The sequence below is a fragment of the Chromobacterium subtsugae genome (assembly GCF_035919665.1).
GTDB classification, from domain to species: Bacteria; Pseudomonadota; Gammaproteobacteria; order Burkholderiales; family Chromobacteriaceae; genus Chromobacterium; species Chromobacterium subtsugae.
Genome location: NZ_CP142381.1, coordinates 490,305 through 506,780, shown reverse-complemented (window position 1 = coordinate 506,780; position 16,476 = coordinate 490,305). Strand labels below are relative to the sequence as shown.

The following is a 16,476-nucleotide window of genomic DNA, read 5'->3' as shown; positions in this document are numbered from 1 at the left end:
TCCAGCTAGACTCGATCGTTGTCGAGGACTCCCGCGCCCAAGCCATGCCCATCCTTCCCGCCGCCCCGCCCCGGCTCACCGCCGGCGGCCGCGCCGACTTCGGCGTCTACCAGGGCACCGTGTCCGACCTCAGCTGGGACGGCCTGGCCATGAGCCGCTGGCAGCGGCTGGGCCGCCGGCTGCGCCACAAACGCTGGCAGTACGCCGCCATCGCCGGCGAGCGCTTCTTCATCGCGATGGCGGTGGTGGACGTGGGCTGGAGCGGCACCGCCTTCGCCTACCTGTTCGACCGCCGCAGCGGCCGGGTGGCGGCCGCTGCCAGCGCCGACGCGCTGCCCGGCGCCGGCCCCCGCGTCGCCGATCGGGCCTTTGGCGACGCCCGCTTCCGCGCGCCCGGCAAGCGCTTCGAATTCACCCGCGACGGTGACGCGCTGCGGCTGCGGCTGGACAGCCGGGCGCTGCAGCTGGACGCGACGATCGCGCTGGCCGGCATGCCGCCGGTGCTGGCGGTGATCGCGCCAGCCAACTACCTGGCCCACAGCACCCACAAGAGCGGCGGCCTGGCGGTGAGCGGCGAGGCGCGCTGCGCGGCCGGCCGCTATTCGCTGGACGGCGCAACCGCCTCGCTCGACTACTCCAACGGCCTCTTGGCGCGCGAAACCGGCTGGCGCTGGGCCAGCGCCCACTCGCGGCGCTTCGGCTTCAACCTGCAGCAAGGCTATATGGGCGACGCGGAAAACGCGGTGTGGCTGGACGGCCGGCTGTTCCGCGTCGGCGCCGCCGCCTTCGACTACCAGCCCGGCGATCCGCTGGCGCCGTGGCGCGTCGCCACCGCGGACGGCCTGCTCGACCTGGTCTTCACGCCGGAAGGCGCGCGGCGCGAGGACAAGAACCTGATCATCGCCGCCAGCCGCTACGTGCAGCCGATAGGCCGCTTCGACGGCGCGCTGATCGACCCGGACAGCGGCGAGCGCCACGCGGTGCGCGATCTCGTCGGCGTCACCGAGGACCATCTGTCGCGCTGGTAGACTCTTTTAAAGAAAGCAAAGCTTGCGATGCTGTTGTTGTTGAAACTGCTGCTGGTGCCGGCGCTGATCGGCCTGATCAGCCTGGCGGCGAAAAAATGGGGCCCGGGCGTGGCCGGCGCGCTGGCCGGCTTTCCGGTGATTACCGGCTCCATCCTGTTCATCCTGAGCCTGGAACAAGACGCCGCCTTCGTGCGCGAGGCGTCGCTGGCCGCCGCGCTGGGCACCAGCGCCAACCTGGTGTTCGGCATCGCCTACAGCTGGACCGCGCGCCAGGCGCGCTGGCCGGCGTGCCTGGCGGCGGGCCTGCTGGCCTACGCGCTGGCGGTGGCGCTGGGACACTGGGCACAGCCGTCCGGCTGGCAAAGCGCCGTTTTCGGCGTTCTTTTCCTGCCGGTGGCGGGCAAGCTGTTTCCCATGCCGCCGCAGACGCCGGATTCGCCGCCGCGCAGCGCCGGCATGGCGCCGCGGATGCTGGCCGGCGCCGCGCTGGTGCTGGCCATCACCAGCCTGTCGGCACGGCTGGGCCCCAGCCTCAGCGGCCTGCTAGCGGTATTCCCGGTGCTGGGCTCGGTGCTGGCGGTGTTCAGCCACCTCAGCGCCGGCCCGGCGACGACGATACGGCTGCTACGCGGCATGGTGCGCGGCTTCTACGCCTTCGTCGCCTTTTGCGTCGCGCTGGCCGCCGCGCTGAGCGCCTGGCCCGCGTCCGCCGCCTTCGGCGCCGCGCTGGGCTTGGCCATCGCGGTGCAAATCCTGATGATGTGGCTGGGACGCCGGCATCATTGAGATGGCAAAACGCCCCGCGGCCAAGGCCTGCGGGGCGTTGCGAAAGCCGCGGGCGGGACTCAGCGCGCGCCGATGGGCAGCACGGTTCGGCCGTACTGCTCGTTCAGCACCGTGGCCATCGCCAGGTAGATGGCGCTGGCGCCGCAGATAATGCCTTCGAAACCGGCGATCATGCCGATGACGGCGCTGCCGGTGAAATCGCGCGCCGCCAGCAGGAAGAACAGCACGGTCAGCGAGGCGAACACGAACTGCTTCGCGCGCGGATAGTTGACAGTGCCCAGCAGCATGAACAGCGTGAACACGCCCCACATCAGCAGATACCAGCCCATGTAGCCGACCGGCGTGGCGTCGGCCAGGCCGGTCTTGGGCAAGACGATCAGCAGCACCAGGCTCAGCCAGAACAGGCCGTAGGACAAAAAGGCGGTGACGCCGAAGGTGTTGCCGCGGCGGAATTCCATGATGCCGGCGACGATCTGCGCCAGGCCGCCGTAGCACAGGCCCATCGCCAGGATCATCGAGCTGATCGGGAAGAAGCCGGCGTTGTGGATATTGAGAAGTACAGTGGTCATGCCGAAGCCCATCAGGCCCAGCGGGGCCGGGTTGGCCAATTTTTCGTTCACGGAGCGCTCCAAAATAAGCAAGCAGTAATATTCAAGGAGGCGCGATTCTAGGCAAGCCGACGCGGCGCGGCAAGGAGATTCGTCAAACTCTGTATAATTAGAATAAGGACTTACCCCGCTTGCAATCGCCGGCATCGCCTCCATCTCCAGCGATTCGTCGGCCGCGAATTTTTGTCCGATTCCGCCGACTGGTGGTAGCATGCCGCCCGGAATAGAGTAAAACTTCCAGAGCGAATTCACCTGTGCGCCCGCTGGACGCACAGGTGAATCCGTCCCGATATCCGCACAGGAAACCGCACCCATGGACCGACTGCATACCCTGCTCGAACACAATCGCGCCTTCGTGGAAAACCGCGAATACGAGCAATACAAAACCGACAAGTTTCCCGGCAAGGGCCTGGCCATCCTGGCCTGCATGGACGCCCGCCTGGTGGAGCTGCTGCCCAAGGCGATGGGCCTGAAGAACGGCGACGCCAAGCTGATCAAGAACGCCGGCGCGCTGATCACCCACCAGTGGGGTTCGGTGATGCGCAGCCTGATCGTCGCCGTCTACGAGCTGCGCGCCGAGGAAATCTGCGTGGTGGCCCACCACGACTGCGGCATGCGCGCGATCGACCCGCACAAGATCCTCACCCATGCCCAGGAGCGCGGCGTCAGCGAAGACACCATCGCCACGCTGCGCGGCGCCGGCATCGACCTGGACAACTGGCTGAAAGGCTTCGACAACGTCGCCGACAGCGTGCGCCACTCGGTGAACACCATCCGCAACCACCCGCTGATGCCGAAAGACATCCCGGTGCACGGCATGGTGATCCACCCGTCCACCGGCCGCCTGGAAGTCGTGGTCAGCGGCTACGGCGAAGAGGGCGCGCCGGCCGCATGAGCCCGCGCATCGGGGTGTTCGGCGGCACCTTCGACCCCATCCACCAGGCCCACCTCCGGATGGCTGCCGCCTTCGCCGACGAACTGGCGCTGGAGCGGGTGCTGCTGATTCCCGCCGGCCAACCCTACCACCGCGCGCGCGGCGCGCGTGCCAGCCCCGAGCAAAGGCTGGAAATGGTGCGCCTGGCCATCGCCGGCGACCCCAGGCTGCAGGCGGACGATCGCGAAATCCGCCGCGGCCGCCCGGCCTATACCGTGGAGACGCTGCGCGAATTGCGCGGCGAGCTGGGCCAGGACGCCGAGCTGTGGTTCCTGATGGGCGGCGACTCGCTGGCCACGCTCGACAGCTGGAAGGACTGGACCCAGTTGTTCCAGCTGGCCAACCTGGCCGTCGCCATGCGCCCCGGCTTCGACTGGCAGACTCTGCCGGCCGAGGTGCGGCGCGAGTGGCAGGCCCGCCAAGTCCATGATTTTTCAAATCGAACGGCTTCCGGTACAATCCGCTCCCTGGCTCTGCCGCCGCTCGATCTGTCCGCCACCCGCCTGAGGGCCCGGCTGGCGTCCGGGCAAACGGCCGAGGGCCTGATCGACCCGGCCGTGCTGGCCTACATCCGCCAGCAGCGGCTATACCAATGAACGGGCGGCGGACAAGCCGCCCTCGCTCTTTTGTGGTACCTCTTGCCGGCTCCTGCGCCTGCTACGTACCGGCACAGGAAAAGGAATCATGGAAATTCAAGCAATCAGCAAACTGGCCGTCGAGGCCCTGGAAGACATCAAGGGCAAGGACATCATCGAGCTGGACACCAGCAAGCTCACCTCGCTGTTCCAGCGCATGATCGTCGCCACCGGCGACTCCAACCGCCAGGTGAAGGCGTTGGCCAACAATGTTCAGGTCACCCTGAAGGAAGCCGGCGTGGACATCGTCGGCAGCGAAGGCCACGAGAGCGGCGAGTGGGTGCTGGTGGACGCCGGCGACGTGGTGATCCACGTGATGCTGCCGGCCGTGCGCGACTACTACGACATCGAGGCGCTGTGGGGCGGCCAGAAGCCCAGCTTCGCCGCCGGCGCCGCCAAGCCGTGGTCGGCGGTCTGACACGCTGACCCGACAAGGGCGGGCATCAGGCCCGCCCTTTGTTTTTCCATCCGCACAAGCCCCTTCCCGATGAAAATCACCATACTCGCCGTCGGCACCAAGATGCCGCGCTGGGTGGACGAAGCCTATTCCGACTACGCCAAGCGCTTCGGCCGCGACATCACGCTGGAACTGAAAGAGATCAAGCCGGAAAAACGCGGCGGCGGCGTCACCGCCGAAAAGGGCATCGCCGCCGAGCACGAACGGCTGATCGCCGCCATCCCGCCGCGCGCGCGGCTGGTGGTGATGGACGAGCGCGGCAAGAACTGGACCTCGGTCAAGCTGGCCGAAGGCCTGAAAGAATGGATGGCCGGCGGCGACGACGTGGTCTTCATCATCGGCGGCGCCGACGGCCTGTCGGCTGAGCTGAAGCAGCGCGCCGACGTGCTGCTGCAGTTGTCGGCGATGACGCTGCCGCACGGCATGGTGCGGGTGATGCTGGCCGAGCAGATCTACCGCGCCTACTCGATACTCAACAACCACCCCTACCACCGCGAATGACAAAGCCGCGCCCAAGCGCGGCTGGATTGCGCGCCGCTTCGCCGCGCGCTACTGCGGATGCTTGCGCAGCCCGGCGCTCAAGCGGCGCCTGCTGTACGGCCACAGCAAGCTGACGCCCGCCAGCACCGCCAGACCGTTGGCGACGACGCCGGCCACGTGCAGATAGCTCCAATGGCTGAGCAAACCGCCCTGCAGATGGTTGATCCCCAGCAGCAGCGACAACCCGCACAGCAGCGCCATCAAGCGGTGCGCGGACTGCGGCTCCTCATGCAGCCTGCACAGCAGATAAGTCGCCAGCACCAGATCGAAGATAGCGATCTCGCACTGCCAGCCGCTGGATAGGCCCCAGGCCGTGCCGGCCGCCATGAACTGCGGCGCCAGCAAGTGGCCGATCGCGCTGGCGATGGCGGCAAACGCCCAAATCCTGACATACCAAGTGCTCATCATGCCCCCTTTTTTCGCTATTGAACGTGTATCGATACGCTGCGCCGGCACGCCGGCGCCCATTTTTAGCACGCGAACCGCATCGTCTTTCCGCCTGGGCTCCGCCGCTGGGCGGAGCTGACAGGCGCGCGCATCTTTTATCCACAACAAACCACGAAATCCGGTTTTATCCACAAGCTCCCGGTTCAAGCCGCCCGCCAGACGCGCGAGGGCCGGTTGATCAACAGGACCAGTCCCGCGGCCAGCAGGCATAGCCCCCCCGAAATCATCGTCGCCGCCGTATAGCTGCCCAGGCTGTTGCGCAGCATGCCGGCGCCCAGCGCCGCGAACGCCGCGCCCAGCTGGTGGCCGGCGACGATCCAGCCGAACACCACCGGCGCCTCCTGGCTGCCGAAACTGCCGGCGGTCAGCTTCACCGTCGGCGGCACCGTGGCCACCCAATCCAGGCCGTAGAACATCGCGAACAGCGGCAGGCCGAGGAAATACTCCAGCCCGAAAGCGTAAGGCAGGTATATCAGCGCCAAACCGCGCAGGCCGTAATAGCAAAATAGCAGGATTTGCGGCGCAAAGCGGTCGGATAGCCAGCCCGACAGCGTGGTGCCCAAGAGATCGAACATGCCCATCGCCGCCAGCAGGCTGGCGCCGCGCACCGGCGTCAACCCGTAATCGCCGCACATCGCGATGAAATGGGTGCCGATATAGCCGTTGGTGCTGGCGCCGCAGACGAAGAAAGTGGCGAACAACAGCCAGAAATCGCGCGAACGGGCGGCGCGGGCCAGCGCGTCGAAGGCGATGCGGATCGGGTTGTGGCCAAGGACCGGCGGCGGCGGCGCGTCGTCCGCTTCGCCCAGCGCGCGCAAGCCTATGCTGGACGGCCGCTCCGGCAACAGCAGCGCCACCAGCGGCATCGCGCAGGCGGCGGCGATGGCCAGCAGCCAGACCGTGCTGCGCCAGCCATGCCATTCGGTGAGGTAGGCCATCAACGGCAGGAAGGCCAGCTGGCCGGTGGCGGAGCTGGCGGTGAGGATGCCCATCGCCAGCCCGCGGTGGCGCACGAACCAGCGGCTGACCACCGACGCGCCCAGCGTCATCGCGGTGGCGCCGGTGGCGCAGCCCACCATCAGCCCCCACAGCAACTGCAGCTGCCAGTTGCTGCGCATCAGGCTGGACAAGCCCACGCAAACCGCCAGCAAGGCCAGCGCCGCCAGCACCGTGCGCCGCAGGCCGAAGCGCAGCATCGCCGCCGCGGCGAACGGCCCCATCAGGCCGAACAGCGCCAGGTTGATCGCCAGCGCGGTGGAAATCGCGGAGCGGCTCCAGCCGAACTCATGCTCCAGCGGCACCATCATCACGCCCGGAGCGGAACGGATGGCGGCGGTGACCAGCATCACCAGGAAGGTGACGGCGACGGCGATCCAGGCATAGTGGAAACGCCCCCGGCTCCAGCCGCTCAGAAGGGTCATGCGCCACCTCGTCGCTTACGAAAACGCTTTTCTCAGACTAGCAACAAATCCCGCCGGCGTCGGCTGCCGCCCCGCTTATCCACAGCGATGGCTGACTTTTCAAGTTACCCACAGCCCGTCGGCGCGCGCCATGCCATCGCGCTGAGCCGCGGCCGCACCTTGAATCCCAGCCGCTCGAAAAACGGCTCGCGGCCGGCCAGCGCCTCGCAATAGACCACCTCCGCGCCGCAGCGGAGCATGAATGCCCGCGCCAATGCCGTGCCCAGCCCCAAGCCGATGCAATCACGATGAACGACAATCTCGGCCAGCCAGGCCGCTTGCCAACCATCGCTGAAACCCCGCGCAAACCCCAGCACTCGCCCGTTGTCCAACGCGCATACGCCGAAACAGGCGCGGAACGCCCGCTCCATCGCCTGCAGATCGAAAGCTTTCTCCTCTCCCCAACCTTGGCTGGCATATAACTCCGCCACCGCTGGCAAGCAATGCGCTGGCAAATCCGCCAGCTTTATCCACTGGCAGGTCTCCTCAATGGACGCTCTGGGCTCGATCTGGTCAGCCATACTCCGCCTCCCCCGCCATCTGACGCATGAAATCCACGAACGCCGCCATCCGGGCCGACAGCCCCCGCGACGATGGCCACAGCAGCCGCAACGGCACCCGCTCGCCGCTGTCGCTGTTCAATAAAGGCCGCAAGCGGCCGTCGTCCAGCTCGCGGCGGATGGAAATGTCCGGCAGACAGGCGATGCCCTGTCCCTGCAACGCGAATTCCAGCCGCGCATGCATGCTATTGCAGACCAACGCGGCCGATAGCGATGTGTCGGCCAGCGGCCAATCCTCCAGCTTGCCGCTATTGGGCGAGCGGTAATGGATCAAGCGGTGGTCCGCCAAGCCCGCCGGACTCCGCGGACTGCCATGCCGGGCCAGGTAGTCCGGCGCGGCGACGATCAGGCGGCGGAATCCCGGCAAGGCCAGGCTGCGCAGCTTGCCGTCATCCCCCTCGCCCACCCGGATGGCGGCGTCGAAACCTTCCTCGATGATGTCGACGTTGCGCTCGCTGTAATCCAGCTCCAGCGACACCTCGGGAAAGCGCTGCTGGAAAGCCGACAGCTCCGCCATCATCACGCCGCCTATCGGGGGCAGGCTCAACCGCAGCAGGCCGCCTGGCAGCTTGCCCGCCTGTTCCAGCTCCGCCGCCATCGCGGAGGCTTCTTCCAACATGCGCCGGCCCCGGCCCAACACCGCGTCGCCCTCCGCCGTCAAGGCCAATGACCGGGTGCTGCGTTGCAGCAGCCGCACGCCCAGTTCCGCCTCCAGCCGGCTGATCCGCTTGCCCACCGCCGACGCCGACACCCCCAGCAGCCGCCCGGCGCCGACAAAGCTGCCCTGCTCTGCCACGGTGATGAACACCGCCAGATCGCTCAATGAAGCCAGCACATGCTCTCCTTTTCCAAGCGGCAAGTGTAGCGTCATTCATGCCAAATGGTTCCGCAAAGTGCGGAGCGCCGCCTGGCTGTTTCCCGCCCCCGCCGGCGCTTAGGCTGACGCTTTGCTTCCACATCGAGATCGCCATGTCCTCTTCCCGTCTGCTGAGCCCCGCGCTATTGACGCTGGCGGTGGCCGCCTTCGCCATCGGCACCGCTGAATTCATCATCATGGGCTTGCTGCCCCTGATCGCCGCCGACCTGCGCGTCGGTTTGCCGCGCGCCGCATATCTGGTGTCAGGCTATGCGCTGGGTGTGGTGGCCGGCGGCCCGCTGCTGGCCGGCCTGATCGCCCGCCTGGACGAAAAGCGCGCGCTAAGCGGGCTGATGCTGATTTTCATCGCAGGCAATCTCGCCTGCCTGCTGGCGCCCGGCCTATGGCCGCTGCTGCTGGCGCGGATGTTCACAGCCTTCTGCCACGCCAGCTTCATTGGCGTGGCGGCGGTGATGGCGGCGCGGATGGCTCCGCCCGGCATGGCCGGCCGGGCGATGGCGCTGATGTTCAGCGGCATGACGCTGGCCAATGTGCTGGGGGTGCCGGCCGGCACGCTGATCGGCCAGTGGGCGGGCTGGCGCGCCAGCTTCGCCGCGGTGGCGGCGCTGGGCTTCCTTACCTTATTGCTGATCCGCTGGCAGCTGCCGACGCACATCGGAAACCATACCAGCGGCGAGACGCAGGCGCGCTTGCCTGGACGCGTCTGGCCGGCGCTGCTCGCCAGCGTCCTGGCCGCAGCCAGCATGTTCGCCTTCTTCACCTACCTAGTGCCGACGCTTAGCCAGGTCAGCGGCTTGGCGGCGAAGCACGCCAGCGCGGCCTTGTTGCTATGCGGCGCGGGATTGGTGATCGGCGGCTGGCTCGGCGGCCGCTTGGCGGACGGAAACCTGGACCAGGCCCTGTCGCGATGCCTGATCCTGCTATGCGCCACGCTGGCGACGTTCTACTTGCTGGCAGCGCGCCTGCCTTTCGCGCTGGCGCTGATGGCGCTATGGGGCGGCCTGGCTTTCGCCCTATGCATGCTGCTGCAAACGCTGGCCATTCGCCAGGCGGGAGAGGCCGCCGCGCAGGCATCCGCCCTCAATGTCGGCGCCTTTAACCTGGGCAATGCCTTGGGAGCGTGGCTGGCTGGAAGACTGCTCGACCATGGCGGAACCTTGGCGCAAACCAGCCTGTTGGCCGCGGCGCTGGCGGGGCTGACCTGGCTGCTGGCGCGGTTCATTTCACGCGTGGAAACCGCCCGGCGCGTCGCACTGGCGCGGGCATGAAAAAACGGGCCGCGCAGCGGCCCGTCCCAAGAGGAGGCGAAAATCAGGCGGCCAGCAGGGTCGCCAGCGCCCGCATGGTCTGCCAGGGCTCGCCCGGCTCCACGCCCTTGATCTGGCGATCGATGCGCGCGCACTCGGACAACGCCTGCATCAGCTTGCGCGGGCCGATGCGGCGCAGCGCCGGCTCGGCCAGCCGCTGCTTGTCGCCCCACAGCCGCAGTTCGCGCGCCATGTCGCGCAGCTGGCGGCCGTCCTTCAGGCCCTGGCGCAGCCTGAGCAGCATGCGCACGTCCTCGGACAGCGACCACAACACCAGCACCGGCGCCTCGCCTTCGGCCATCAGCCCGTCCAGCATCCGCATCAGCCGCGGCGCGTCGCCGGCCAGCCAGGATTCCGACAACTGGAACACGTCGAAACGGGCGACATTGGCCACCGCCGCCTGCAGGTCCGCCAGGCTGAGTTCGCCCTTGGGATACAGCAGCGCCAGCTTGTCGACCTCCTGGCGCGCGGCCAGCAGGTTGCCCTCCACCCGCTCGACGAAGAACGCCAGCGCCTCGCTGCCCAGTTGCTGACCCTGCGCCTTCAGCCGCCGCGAAATCCAGCCCGGCAGTTCGGCGCGGCCCACCGGGCGCGCCTCCACCGCCAGCCCGGCCTTTTCCAGCGCGGCGAACCACTTGCCCTGCTGCTGGGTCTTGTCCAGCTTGGGCAGCGTGATCAGGGTGAGGGTGTCGGCCGGCGGGTTGGCCGCCAGCCGCTGCAGCGCCTCGCTGCCCTCGGTGCCCGGCTTGCCGCCGGGAATGCGGATTTCCAGCAGCTTCAGCGAGGCGAACAGCGACACGCTGCTCATCGCGTCGAACAGCTGCGACCAATCGAAACCCGCCTCCACCGTCAGCACTTCGCGCTCCAGGTAACCGGCCGCGCGCGCCGCCGCGCGCACGGCGTCGGCGGCCTCCAGCGCCAGCAGCGCCTCTTCCCCGTGCACCAGGTACAACGGCGCCAGCCCCTTGGCCAGCGCCGCGGTCAACGCGTCAGGGCTGAGTGACGGCATTGGCCGGCTTCAAGCTTTGCGGACCGGCCGGCGAGACAGCCGGCACTTTCAGGTAGGCCAGACGGCGCACGATCTGCTCGGCGGCGTCGCGGCGGGCATCGGCCCACAGCAGGCCCTCTTCCTGCTCTTTGCCCAGCACCGCGCTATCCGAGTAATTCATGCTGCGGCGCACGCTCACCTCCATGTCCGGCTCGATCGGCACGCCGCCCAGCACCACCCGCACGGTGGCGGTGTAGGTCAGCTGGTACTCGCTGATCTTGCCGCTGGCGTTGATGGTGAGGATGTCCTTGGACTGGTTCTCGTTGAGCACGGTAACCACCGCCTGCGCCTGCTTGGCAGCCGGCAGCAGCGTCAGCTTCGAATTGCGCGCCAGCACCGTGCGCAGGTCCGCTTCGATGCCGGTATTGGCCGCCTCCAGATACATGGTTGAGAACGGCAGCTCCTTGACGCTGCCCCCCAGGCCGCGCAGGTGGAAGCCGCAAGCGCTCAGCAGCAGGACCAAGCCGGCCAACAGCAGGCAGTTCAGGCTTTGTTTCATATCACTCCCCAGATGGCGGATGCTCCGCCGGCAAAAACGGCGCGGGACAGCCCCGCCGCCCCGCGCCGCGTCTTCGCTCGAATCAAACGACGATGTTCACCAGGCGGCCCGGCACCACGATGATCTTCTTGGCCGGTTTGCCTTCCATGAACTTGATCACGTTCTCGTGCGCCAGCGCGGCGGCCTCGATCGCGTCCTTGGCGGCGTCGGCAGCCACGGTGACGCTGCCGCGCAGCTTGCCGCACACTTGCACCATCAGTTCGATCTCGCTCTTCACCAGCGCGGCCTCATCCACCTTGGGCCAGGACTGGGCCAGCAGCTCGGTGCCCGGCTTCAGCTGGCTCCAGATGCCGTCGCAGACGTGCGGCACGATCGGCGACAGCAGCAGGGTGGCGGCTTCCAGCACTTCCTGCGCCACCGCGCGGCCGGTGTCGCCACTGGTGTCGGCCTTGTCGTAGGCGTTGAGCAGCTCCATCACCGCGGCGATGGCGGTGTTGAACTGCTGGCGGCGGCCGTAGTCGTCGGCCACTTTCTGGATGGTGCCGTGCAGCTTGAAGCGCAGCTCCTTCTGGCTGGCGTTCAGCTCGCCCGCGCTATACGGAGCGACCACGCCGGCCTCGACGTGCTCGCGCGCGCTCTTCCACAGGCGCTTCAGGAAGCGGAACGCGCCTTCCACGCCGGCGTCGGACCACTCCAGGCTCTGCTCCGGCGGCGCGGCGAACATCATGAACAGGCGCGCGGTGTCGGCGCCGTATTTCTCGATGAACTCCTGCGGGTCCACGCCGTTGTTCTTGGACTTGGACATCTTCTCGATGCCGCCCACCACCACCGGCTGGCCGTCCACGCGGTGCGTGGCCGCCACGATCTTGCCCTTGGCGTCGCGCTCGAGGATCACGTCCTGCGGCGCGATCCAGTCCTTGGAGCCATTGGGCAGGTCGCGGTAGAAGGTTTCGCAGATCACCATGCCCTGGGTCAGCAGGCTCTTGAACGGCTCGTCCGACGATACCAGGCCTTCGTCGCGCATCAGCTTGTGGAAGAAGCGCGCGTACAGCAGGTGCAGGATGGCGTGTTCGATGCCGCCCACGTATTGGTCGACCTGCAGCCAGTAATCGGCGGCCTGCTTGTCCACCATCGCGGTGTCGCACTTGGGCGAGGCGTAGCGGGCGTAGTACCAGCTGGACTCGACGAAAGTATCCATGGTGTCGGTTTCGCGCTTGGCCGCGCCGCCGCACTTCGGGCAGGCGGTTTCGTAGAATTCCGGCATCTTGGCCAGCGGGCTGCCGGCGCCGTCCGGAATCACGTTTTCCGGCAGCGTCACCGGCAGGTCTTGTTCCGGCACCGGCACGTCGCCGCAGCTGGCGCAGTGGATGATCGGGATCGGGCAGCCCCAGTAGCGCTGACGGCTGATGCCCCAGTCGCGCAGGCGGTATTGGGTCTTCTTCTGGCCCTGGCTCTTGGCTTGCAGGTCGCCGATGATGGCGTCGAACGCGGCTTGGTAGCCCAGGCCGTCGTACTTGCCGGAATTGACCGTCTTCACGGTGTCATCCTTGGCGCCGTACCACTCCTGCCAGTTGGCGGCGTCGTATTCGCCGTCTCCGGACACCCGCGCGATCACTTGCTTGATCGGCAGCTGATATTTGTTGGCGAATTCGAAATCGCGCTCGTCGTGCGCCGGCACGGCCATCACCGCGCCTTCGCCGTAGCCCCACAGCACATAGTTGGCCACCCATACCGGCAAGCGTTCGCCGGTCAGCGGGTGGGTCACGAACAGGCCGGTCGGCATGCCCTTCTTTTCCATCTTGGCCACGTCGGCCTCGGCCACGGAGCCGGACTTGCATTCCGCGATGAAGGCCTGCAGTTCGGCGTTGCCGGCCGCGGCCTGGGTAGCCAGCGGATGCTCGGCGGCGACGGCGACATAGGTGGCGCCCATCAGCGTGTCCGGACGGGTGGTGTAGACCTTCAGCTCGCCCTTATGGCCGATGCTGGCCTCGTCGTACGGGAACACCACGTCGGAGCCGTAGCTCTTGCCTATCCAGTTGCGCTGCATGGTCTTGACCTGCTCCGGCCAGCCGTCCAGCTGGTCCAGGTCCGCCAGCAACTGCTCGGCGTAGTCGGTGATGCGGAAGTAGTACATCGGGATTTCGCGCTTTTCCACCAGCGCGCCGGAGCGCCAGCCTCGGCCGTCGACCACTTGCTCGTTGGCCAGCACGGTCTGGTCCACCGGGTCCCAGTTGACCACGCCGTTCTTCTTGTAGATCACGCCCTTCTCGAACAGGCGGGTGAACAGCCACTGCTCCCAGCGGTAGTAGTCCGGCTTGCAGGTGGCCAGCTCGCGCTCCCAATCCAGCGCGAAGCCCAAGCTGTCCAGCTGGGTCTTCATGTATTCGATGTTGGAGTAGGTCCACGCCGCCGGCGCGCCGCCGTTCTTCATCGCCGCGTTCTCGGCCGGCAGGCCGAAGGCGTCCCAGCCCATCGGTTGCAGCACGTTGAAGCCCTGCAGGCGCTTGAAGCGGGCCAGCACGTCGGTGATGGTGTAGTTGCGCACGTGGCCCATGTGCAGCTTGCCGGACGGATACGGGAACATCGACAGCGCGTAGTACTTGGGGCGGGAAGCGTCTTCAACCGCCTTGAAGGCGGCGGTTTTCTGCCATTTCTGCTGCGCGGCGCTTTCCAGCTCGCGCGGGGAGTAGTGTTCTTGCATGTCCGGAGTCTTTTTATTCAGTGGAATTCGAGTCGAATGGATCGATTATATCGGCAAAAGCGGCAAAAAGGGGATGCCGCGGAGCGGACAGGCTGTCCGATTTCCGTACAAAAACAAGGCGTTCATAGCAGCCGGAGCAGCATCTCGCTGGCCATCGCCGCCATCAGCAAGGCAAACGCCTTTTTCAGCCTGGCCACCGGCAGCCGGTGCGCGGCCCGCGCGCCCAGCGGCGCGCACAGCACCGTCATCAGCATCAAGGCCAGCATCGCCGGCAAATAAACAAAGCCGACGCTGCCCCAGGGCAGGCCTTGCGCGCGCCAGCCGCTGGCCAGATAGCCCAGCGCGCCGGAAACGGCGATCGGCCAGCCCAGCGCGGCGCTGGTCCCTATCGCCGTATGCACCGGCACATTGCACCAGCTCATCAACGGCACGCTCATCGAGCCGCCGCCGATTCCCACCCAGCTGGAAATCATGCCGATGGCGCCGCCCGCTGCGCCCTGGCCGGCGCGGCCCGGCATCTCGCGCCCGGCCCTGGGCTGCTTGCCTATCAGCATTTGCGCCGCCACCGCGTAGGCGTAGACCACAAAGAACCAGGCCAGCGCGCGGCCGGGAATCCAGCCCGCCAGCAGGCTGCCGGCCAGCGTGCCCAGCACCATCGCCGGCGCCATGCCGCGCACGATGCGCCAGTCCACCGCGCCTTTCTTGTGGTGGGCGCGCACGCTGGAAGCGCTGGTGAACACCATCACCGCCAGCGAAGTGCCCACCGCCAGATGCTGCGCGTGCTCGCCCCCCAGATGCGCGGCCGCCAACACCGCCAGCACCACCGGCACGATGATCAGCCCGCCGCCGACGCCCAGCAAGCCGGCCAGGAAGCCGGCCACCGCGCCGCAGCCCAGCAAGGCAACCAGCAAGGGCGGCGCCAGCATCACAACACCTCGCGCGTGAGATAGTCCCACTCTTCCGCCGTCACCGGCGTGATCGACAAGCGGTTGCCGCGCTTGAGCACCGTCATGCCCTCCAGCGGCGGATGGCCGCGCAGCTCGGCCGGCGACACCAGCCGGGTCTTGCTGACGAAGCGCACGTCCACGCACTGCCAGCGCGGCTGGGCCGGGTCGGACTTAGGATCGTGATAGGGGCTGTCAGGATCGAACTGGCTGGAGTCGGGATGCGCCGGCGCGGCCACTTCGGCGATGCCGGCGATGCCGGGCTCGGGACAAGACGAATGCCAGAACAGCAGCAGGTCGCCGGGACGCATGTCGTCGCGCATGAAATTGCGCGCCTGGTAGTTGCGCACGCCGGTCCACTCGAACAGGCGCGCCGGTTCGGCGGCCAGGTGGTCGATCGAGGTTTCGTCCGGTTCGGACTTCATCAGCCAATAGCGCATGGGCAATATCTGTTAATCGCTGAGGGGAAAGGGAAAGACTTGCTCAATCTTACTGGAAAGATTGCCTCGTATGCTGGTTTCAACAGGACAGGTTTTTTGCCATGCCTGCCGTTCCAGGAGAATACCGATGAAAACGTGGATACTCGCCGTAATCGCGATAGGCAGCCTAAGCGGCTGCGTGGTGGAACCGCCGCGAGTGGGCATCGCCCCGGTAGTGGTGCGGCCGGCGGTGGTGGTGGCGCCGGCTTACTACTACGGCCCGCGCTACTACGGCTGGCGTTGAAGCCACCACCATGCCAGCGGCGGCGCCAGATTGGCCAGCGCCGCCAGCCAATAGATCAGCAGGAAGGGCTGCTTGCGGGTCTTGTGGCGGAACCAGCGCTGCGCGAGAAACGCGGCCGGCCAGCCTCCGGCCAGGTGCAGCAGCTGCAGCCTGGCCTCCGGAATGCGCCAGGCGCCGCGCAGGGCGGCGCGCTTGTCCAGCCAATACGCCAGCAACGTCGGCAAGGCCAGCGCGGCGTAAGGCAGCCACCAGCCCCAGCCCAGCCGCCCCAGCAGGCAGGCAGCCAGCAAGGGCAGCAACAGCAGCAGAATCATGCTTCCGCCTCCCGCAGCGGCAGCCGCCGCAGGCCGGACTCGGTCAGCAGGCAGTCCAGCCGCACATCCCAGGCCTCGCGCGGCACCGCGTCCACCAGCTGGCAATCGAAAGCCACGCCGACCAGCAGCGGCCCGCCGGCGGCGACGCGGCGGCGGAAGGCCAGCGTGCTGTCGTAGAAACCGCCGCCCTGCCCCATCCGGTAACCCTCGCGGTCTACGCCCAGCAAGGGCACGAACACCACGTCCAGCCGCTCGGCGCGCAGCCGGGCGCCGGCGTATTCCAGGATGCGGTAGCGCGGGTGCAGATACCAGCGGTCGGCGGCCGCCAGCCGGGTGAACCACAGCCGGCGGCCGCGGCGCGGAATCTGCGGCAGATAGACGCGCGCGCCGCGCCACAGCGCGGCGTTGAGCAGCGCGGCCAGGTCCAGCTCGGAGCCGGCGGCCAGATAGCCTCCCACGCGCTTGCCGCGCTTCAACAGGCGCGAAGCATGGCGGGCGATGGCCTGCGCCGCGGCGGCGCGATAAGCCGGCGGCAAAGCCATGCGGGCGCGGCGCAGCTGGCGGCGCAGCGTCGGTTTGTCTGTAATGGGGAGAATATCGGTCATGGG

General features: G+C 67.5%; 20 protein-coding genes. 8 read left to right on the top strand and 12 right to left on the bottom strand.

All coding sequences use genetic code 11. The features are described from left to right. Window positions 1–44 precede the first annotated feature (44 nt). Both U6115_RS02500 and U6115_RS02495 read left to right on the top strand, forming a co-directional pair. A complete protein-coding gene (locus U6115_RS02500; RefSeq protein ID WP_043579001.1) occupies window positions 45–1,028 on the top strand; it encodes a DUF2804 domain-containing protein in 984 nt (327 codons plus the stop codon). A gap of 27 nt (window positions 1,029–1,055) precedes the next feature. Then, on the top strand, window positions 1,056–1,814 hold the full coding sequence (locus U6115_RS02495; RefSeq protein ID WP_052258255.1) for a hypothetical protein: 759 nt from the start codon (window positions 1,056–1,058) through the stop codon (window positions 1,812–1,814). A gap of 59 nt (window positions 1,815–1,873) precedes the next feature. Here the strand turns inward: U6115_RS02495 and U6115_RS02490 are convergent, their stop codons facing one another. Beyond that, window positions 1,874–2,434 carry an acetate uptake transporter gene (locus U6115_RS02490; RefSeq protein WP_043578996.1) on the bottom strand — a complete coding sequence of 187 codons (561 nt, stop codon included), beginning with the start codon at window positions 2,432–2,434 and terminating at the stop codon, window positions 1,874–1,876. Window positions 2,435–2,735: 301 nt separating this feature from the next. Between U6115_RS02490 and U6115_RS02485 the strand changes: the two genes are divergently transcribed. The 4 genes from U6115_RS02485 to rlmH all read left to right on the top strand — a co-directional run bounded on the left by U6115_RS02485 (window position 2,736) and on the right by rlmH (window position 4,949). Beyond that, window positions 2,736–3,317 (top strand): beta-class carbonic anhydrase, encoded by a 582-nt coding sequence (locus U6115_RS02485; protein WP_043578955.1) that lies wholly within the window; start codon window positions 2,736–2,738, stop codon window positions 3,315–3,317. Continuing rightward, entirely contained in the window at window positions 3,314–3,952 is a 639-nt protein-coding gene (gene nadD / locus U6115_RS02480) for a nicotinate-nucleotide adenylyltransferase (RefSeq protein WP_043578952.1), read from the top strand. The genes U6115_RS02485 and nadD overlap by 4 nt, the downstream gene beginning before the upstream one ends. Window positions 3,953–4,040: 88 nt before the next feature. Continuing rightward, window positions 4,041–4,409 carry a ribosome silencing factor gene (rsfS, locus tag U6115_RS02475; protein WP_043578948.1) on the top strand — a complete coding sequence of 123 codons (369 nt, stop codon included), beginning with the start codon at window positions 4,041–4,043 and terminating at the stop codon, window positions 4,407–4,409. Between the two features lie 69 nt (window positions 4,410–4,478). Next, window positions 4,479–4,949, top strand: coding sequence for a 23S rRNA (pseudouridine(1915)-N(3))-methyltransferase RlmH (gene rlmH, locus U6115_RS02470; RefSeq protein WP_043578945.1), 471 nt, complete (start codon window positions 4,479–4,481; stop codon window positions 4,947–4,949). A gap of 48 nt (window positions 4,950–4,997) precedes the next feature. Here rlmH and U6115_RS02465 read toward each other — a convergent pair whose 3' ends face one another. From U6115_RS02465 to U6115_RS02450, 4 genes are all read right to left on the bottom strand, one after another. Beyond that, the gene (locus U6115_RS02465) at window positions 4,998–5,396 is read right to left on the bottom strand and encodes a hypothetical protein (protein WP_043578942.1); all 399 of its coding nucleotides are present in this window, start codon (window positions 5,394–5,396) and stop codon (window positions 4,998–5,000) included. A gap of 182 nt (window positions 5,397–5,578) precedes the next feature. Further along, on the bottom strand, window positions 5,579–6,856 hold the full coding sequence (locus U6115_RS02460) for an MFS transporter (protein ID WP_043578939.1): 1,278 nt from the start codon (window positions 6,854–6,856) through the stop codon (window positions 5,579–5,581). Between the two features lie 104 nt (window positions 6,857–6,960). Next, window positions 6,961–7,416 (bottom strand): GNAT family N-acetyltransferase, encoded by a 456-nt coding sequence (locus tag U6115_RS02455; protein ID WP_052258253.1) that lies wholly within the window; start codon window positions 7,414–7,416, stop codon window positions 6,961–6,963. Next, window positions 7,409–8,290: a LysR family transcriptional regulator gene (locus U6115_RS02450; RefSeq protein ID WP_197465948.1), complete on the bottom strand. Its 882-nt coding sequence runs from the start codon at window positions 8,288–8,290 to the stop codon at window positions 7,409–7,411. The genes U6115_RS02455 and U6115_RS02450 overlap by 8 nt, the downstream gene beginning before the upstream one ends. Before the next feature lie 134 nt (window positions 8,291–8,424). Between U6115_RS02450 and U6115_RS02445 the strand changes: the two genes are divergently transcribed. Next, a complete protein-coding gene (locus U6115_RS02445; protein ID WP_043578936.1) occupies window positions 8,425–9,600 on the top strand; it encodes an MFS transporter in 1,176 nt (391 codons plus the stop codon). 43 nt (window positions 9,601–9,643) lie between these two features. Here the strand turns inward: U6115_RS02445 and holA are convergent, their stop codons facing one another. From holA to U6115_RS02420, 5 genes are all read right to left on the bottom strand, one after another. After that, window positions 9,644–10,648 (bottom strand): DNA polymerase III subunit delta, encoded by a 1,005-nt coding sequence (gene holA, locus U6115_RS02440; RefSeq protein WP_043578933.1) that lies wholly within the window; start codon window positions 10,646–10,648, stop codon window positions 9,644–9,646. Beyond that, a complete protein-coding gene (locus U6115_RS02435) occupies window positions 10,629–11,186 on the bottom strand; it encodes an LPS-assembly lipoprotein LptE (protein WP_080509356.1) in 558 nt (185 codons plus the stop codon). Before U6115_RS02435 ends, holA begins: the two co-directional genes overlap by 20 nt. An 82-nt stretch (window positions 11,187–11,268) precedes the next feature. Further along, window positions 11,269–13,887, bottom strand: coding sequence for a leucine--tRNA ligase (leuS, locus tag U6115_RS02430; protein WP_043578930.1), 2,619 nt, complete (start codon window positions 13,885–13,887; stop codon window positions 11,269–11,271). Between the two features lie 122 nt (window positions 13,888–14,009). Continuing rightward, window positions 14,010–14,813, bottom strand: coding sequence for a sulfite exporter TauE/SafE family protein (locus U6115_RS02425; RefSeq protein WP_043578927.1), 804 nt, complete (start codon window positions 14,811–14,813; stop codon window positions 14,010–14,012). Beyond that, the gene (locus U6115_RS02420; RefSeq protein ID WP_043578924.1) at window positions 14,813–15,271 is read right to left on the bottom strand and encodes an EVE domain-containing protein; all 459 of its coding nucleotides are present in this window, start codon (window positions 15,269–15,271) and stop codon (window positions 14,813–14,815) included. The genes U6115_RS02425 and U6115_RS02420 overlap by 1 nt, the downstream gene beginning before the upstream one ends. A gap of 127 nt (window positions 15,272–15,398) precedes the next feature. On the opposite strand from U6115_RS02420, the gene U6115_RS02415 reads away from it, so the two are divergent. Continuing rightward, window positions 15,399–15,554 (top strand): vir-repressed protein, encoded by a 156-nt coding sequence (locus U6115_RS02415; protein ID WP_099049614.1) that lies wholly within the window; start codon window positions 15,399–15,401, stop codon window positions 15,552–15,554. On the opposite strand, the gene U6115_RS02410 is transcribed toward U6115_RS02415, so the two are convergent. Beyond that, entirely contained in the window at window positions 15,539–15,868 is a 330-nt protein-coding gene (locus tag U6115_RS02410; protein WP_043578921.1) for a DUF1294 domain-containing protein, read from the bottom strand. The two genes, U6115_RS02415 and U6115_RS02410, sit on opposite strands and share 16 nt — an antisense overlap. Next, a complete protein-coding gene (locus U6115_RS02405) occupies window positions 15,865–16,473 on the bottom strand; it encodes a 5-formyltetrahydrofolate cyclo-ligase (protein ID WP_043578918.1) in 609 nt (202 codons plus the stop codon). The genes U6115_RS02410 and U6115_RS02405 overlap by 4 nt, the downstream gene beginning before the upstream one ends. Between the last annotated feature and the right edge of the window lie 3 nt (window positions 16,474–16,476).

Bases quoted from the DNA above. Each gene is read 5' to 3' on its own strand.
- U6115_RS02500 (WP_043579001.1), top strand. From the start codon at position 45: ATGCCCATCCTTCCCGCCGCCCCGCCCCGGCTCACCGCCGGCGGCCGC.
- U6115_RS02495 (WP_052258255.1), top strand. From the start codon at position 1,056: ATGCTGTTGTTGTTGAAACTGCTGCTGGTGCCGGCGCTGATCGGCCTG.
- U6115_RS02485 (WP_043578955.1), top strand. From the start codon at position 2,736: ATGGACCGACTGCATACCCTGCTCGAACACAATCGCGCCTTCGTGGAA.
- nadD (WP_043578952.1), top strand. From the start codon at position 3,314: ATGAGCCCGCGCATCGGGGTGTTCGGCGGCACCTTCGACCCCATCCAC.
- rsfS (WP_043578948.1), top strand. From the start codon at position 4,041: ATGGAAATTCAAGCAATCAGCAAACTGGCCGTCGAGGCCCTGGAAGAC.
- rlmH (WP_043578945.1), top strand. From the start codon at position 4,479: ATGAAAATCACCATACTCGCCGTCGGCACCAAGATGCCGCGCTGGGTG.
- U6115_RS02465 (WP_043578942.1), bottom strand. From the start codon at position 5,396: ATGATGAGCACTTGGTATGTCAGGATTTGGGCGTTTGCCGCCATCGCC.
- U6115_RS02460 (WP_043578939.1), bottom strand. From the start codon at position 6,856: ATGACCCTTCTGAGCGGCTGGAGCCGGGGGCGTTTCCACTATGCCTGG.
- U6115_RS02455 (WP_052258253.1), bottom strand. From the start codon at position 7,416: ATGGCTGACCAGATCGAGCCCAGAGCGTCCATTGAGGAGACCTGCCAG.
- U6115_RS02445 (WP_043578936.1), top strand. From the start codon at position 8,425: ATGTCCTCTTCCCGTCTGCTGAGCCCCGCGCTATTGACGCTGGCGGTG.
- holA (WP_043578933.1), bottom strand. From the start codon at position 10,648: ATGCCGTCACTCAGCCCTGACGCGTTGACCGCGGCGCTGGCCAAGGGG.
- U6115_RS02435 (WP_080509356.1), bottom strand. From the start codon at position 11,186: ATGAAACAAAGCCTGAACTGCCTGCTGTTGGCCGGCTTGGTCCTGCTG.
- leuS (WP_043578930.1), bottom strand. From the start codon at position 13,887: ATGCAAGAACACTACTCCCCGCGCGAGCTGGAAAGCGCCGCGCAGCAG.
- U6115_RS02425 (WP_043578927.1), bottom strand. From the start codon at position 14,813: ATGCTGGCGCCGCCCTTGCTGGTTGCCTTGCTGGGCTGCGGCGCGGTG.
- U6115_RS02420 (WP_043578924.1), bottom strand. From the start codon at position 15,271: ATGCGCTATTGGCTGATGAAGTCCGAACCGGACGAAACCTCGATCGAC.
- U6115_RS02415 (WP_099049614.1), top strand. From the start codon at position 15,399: ATGAAAACGTGGATACTCGCCGTAATCGCGATAGGCAGCCTAAGCGGC.
- U6115_RS02410 (WP_043578921.1), bottom strand. From the start codon at position 15,868: ATGATTCTGCTGCTGTTGCTGCCCTTGCTGGCTGCCTGCCTGCTGGGG.
- U6115_RS02405 (WP_043578918.1), bottom strand. From the start codon at position 16,473: ATGACCGATATTCTCCCCATTACAGACAAACCGACGCTGCGCCGCCAG.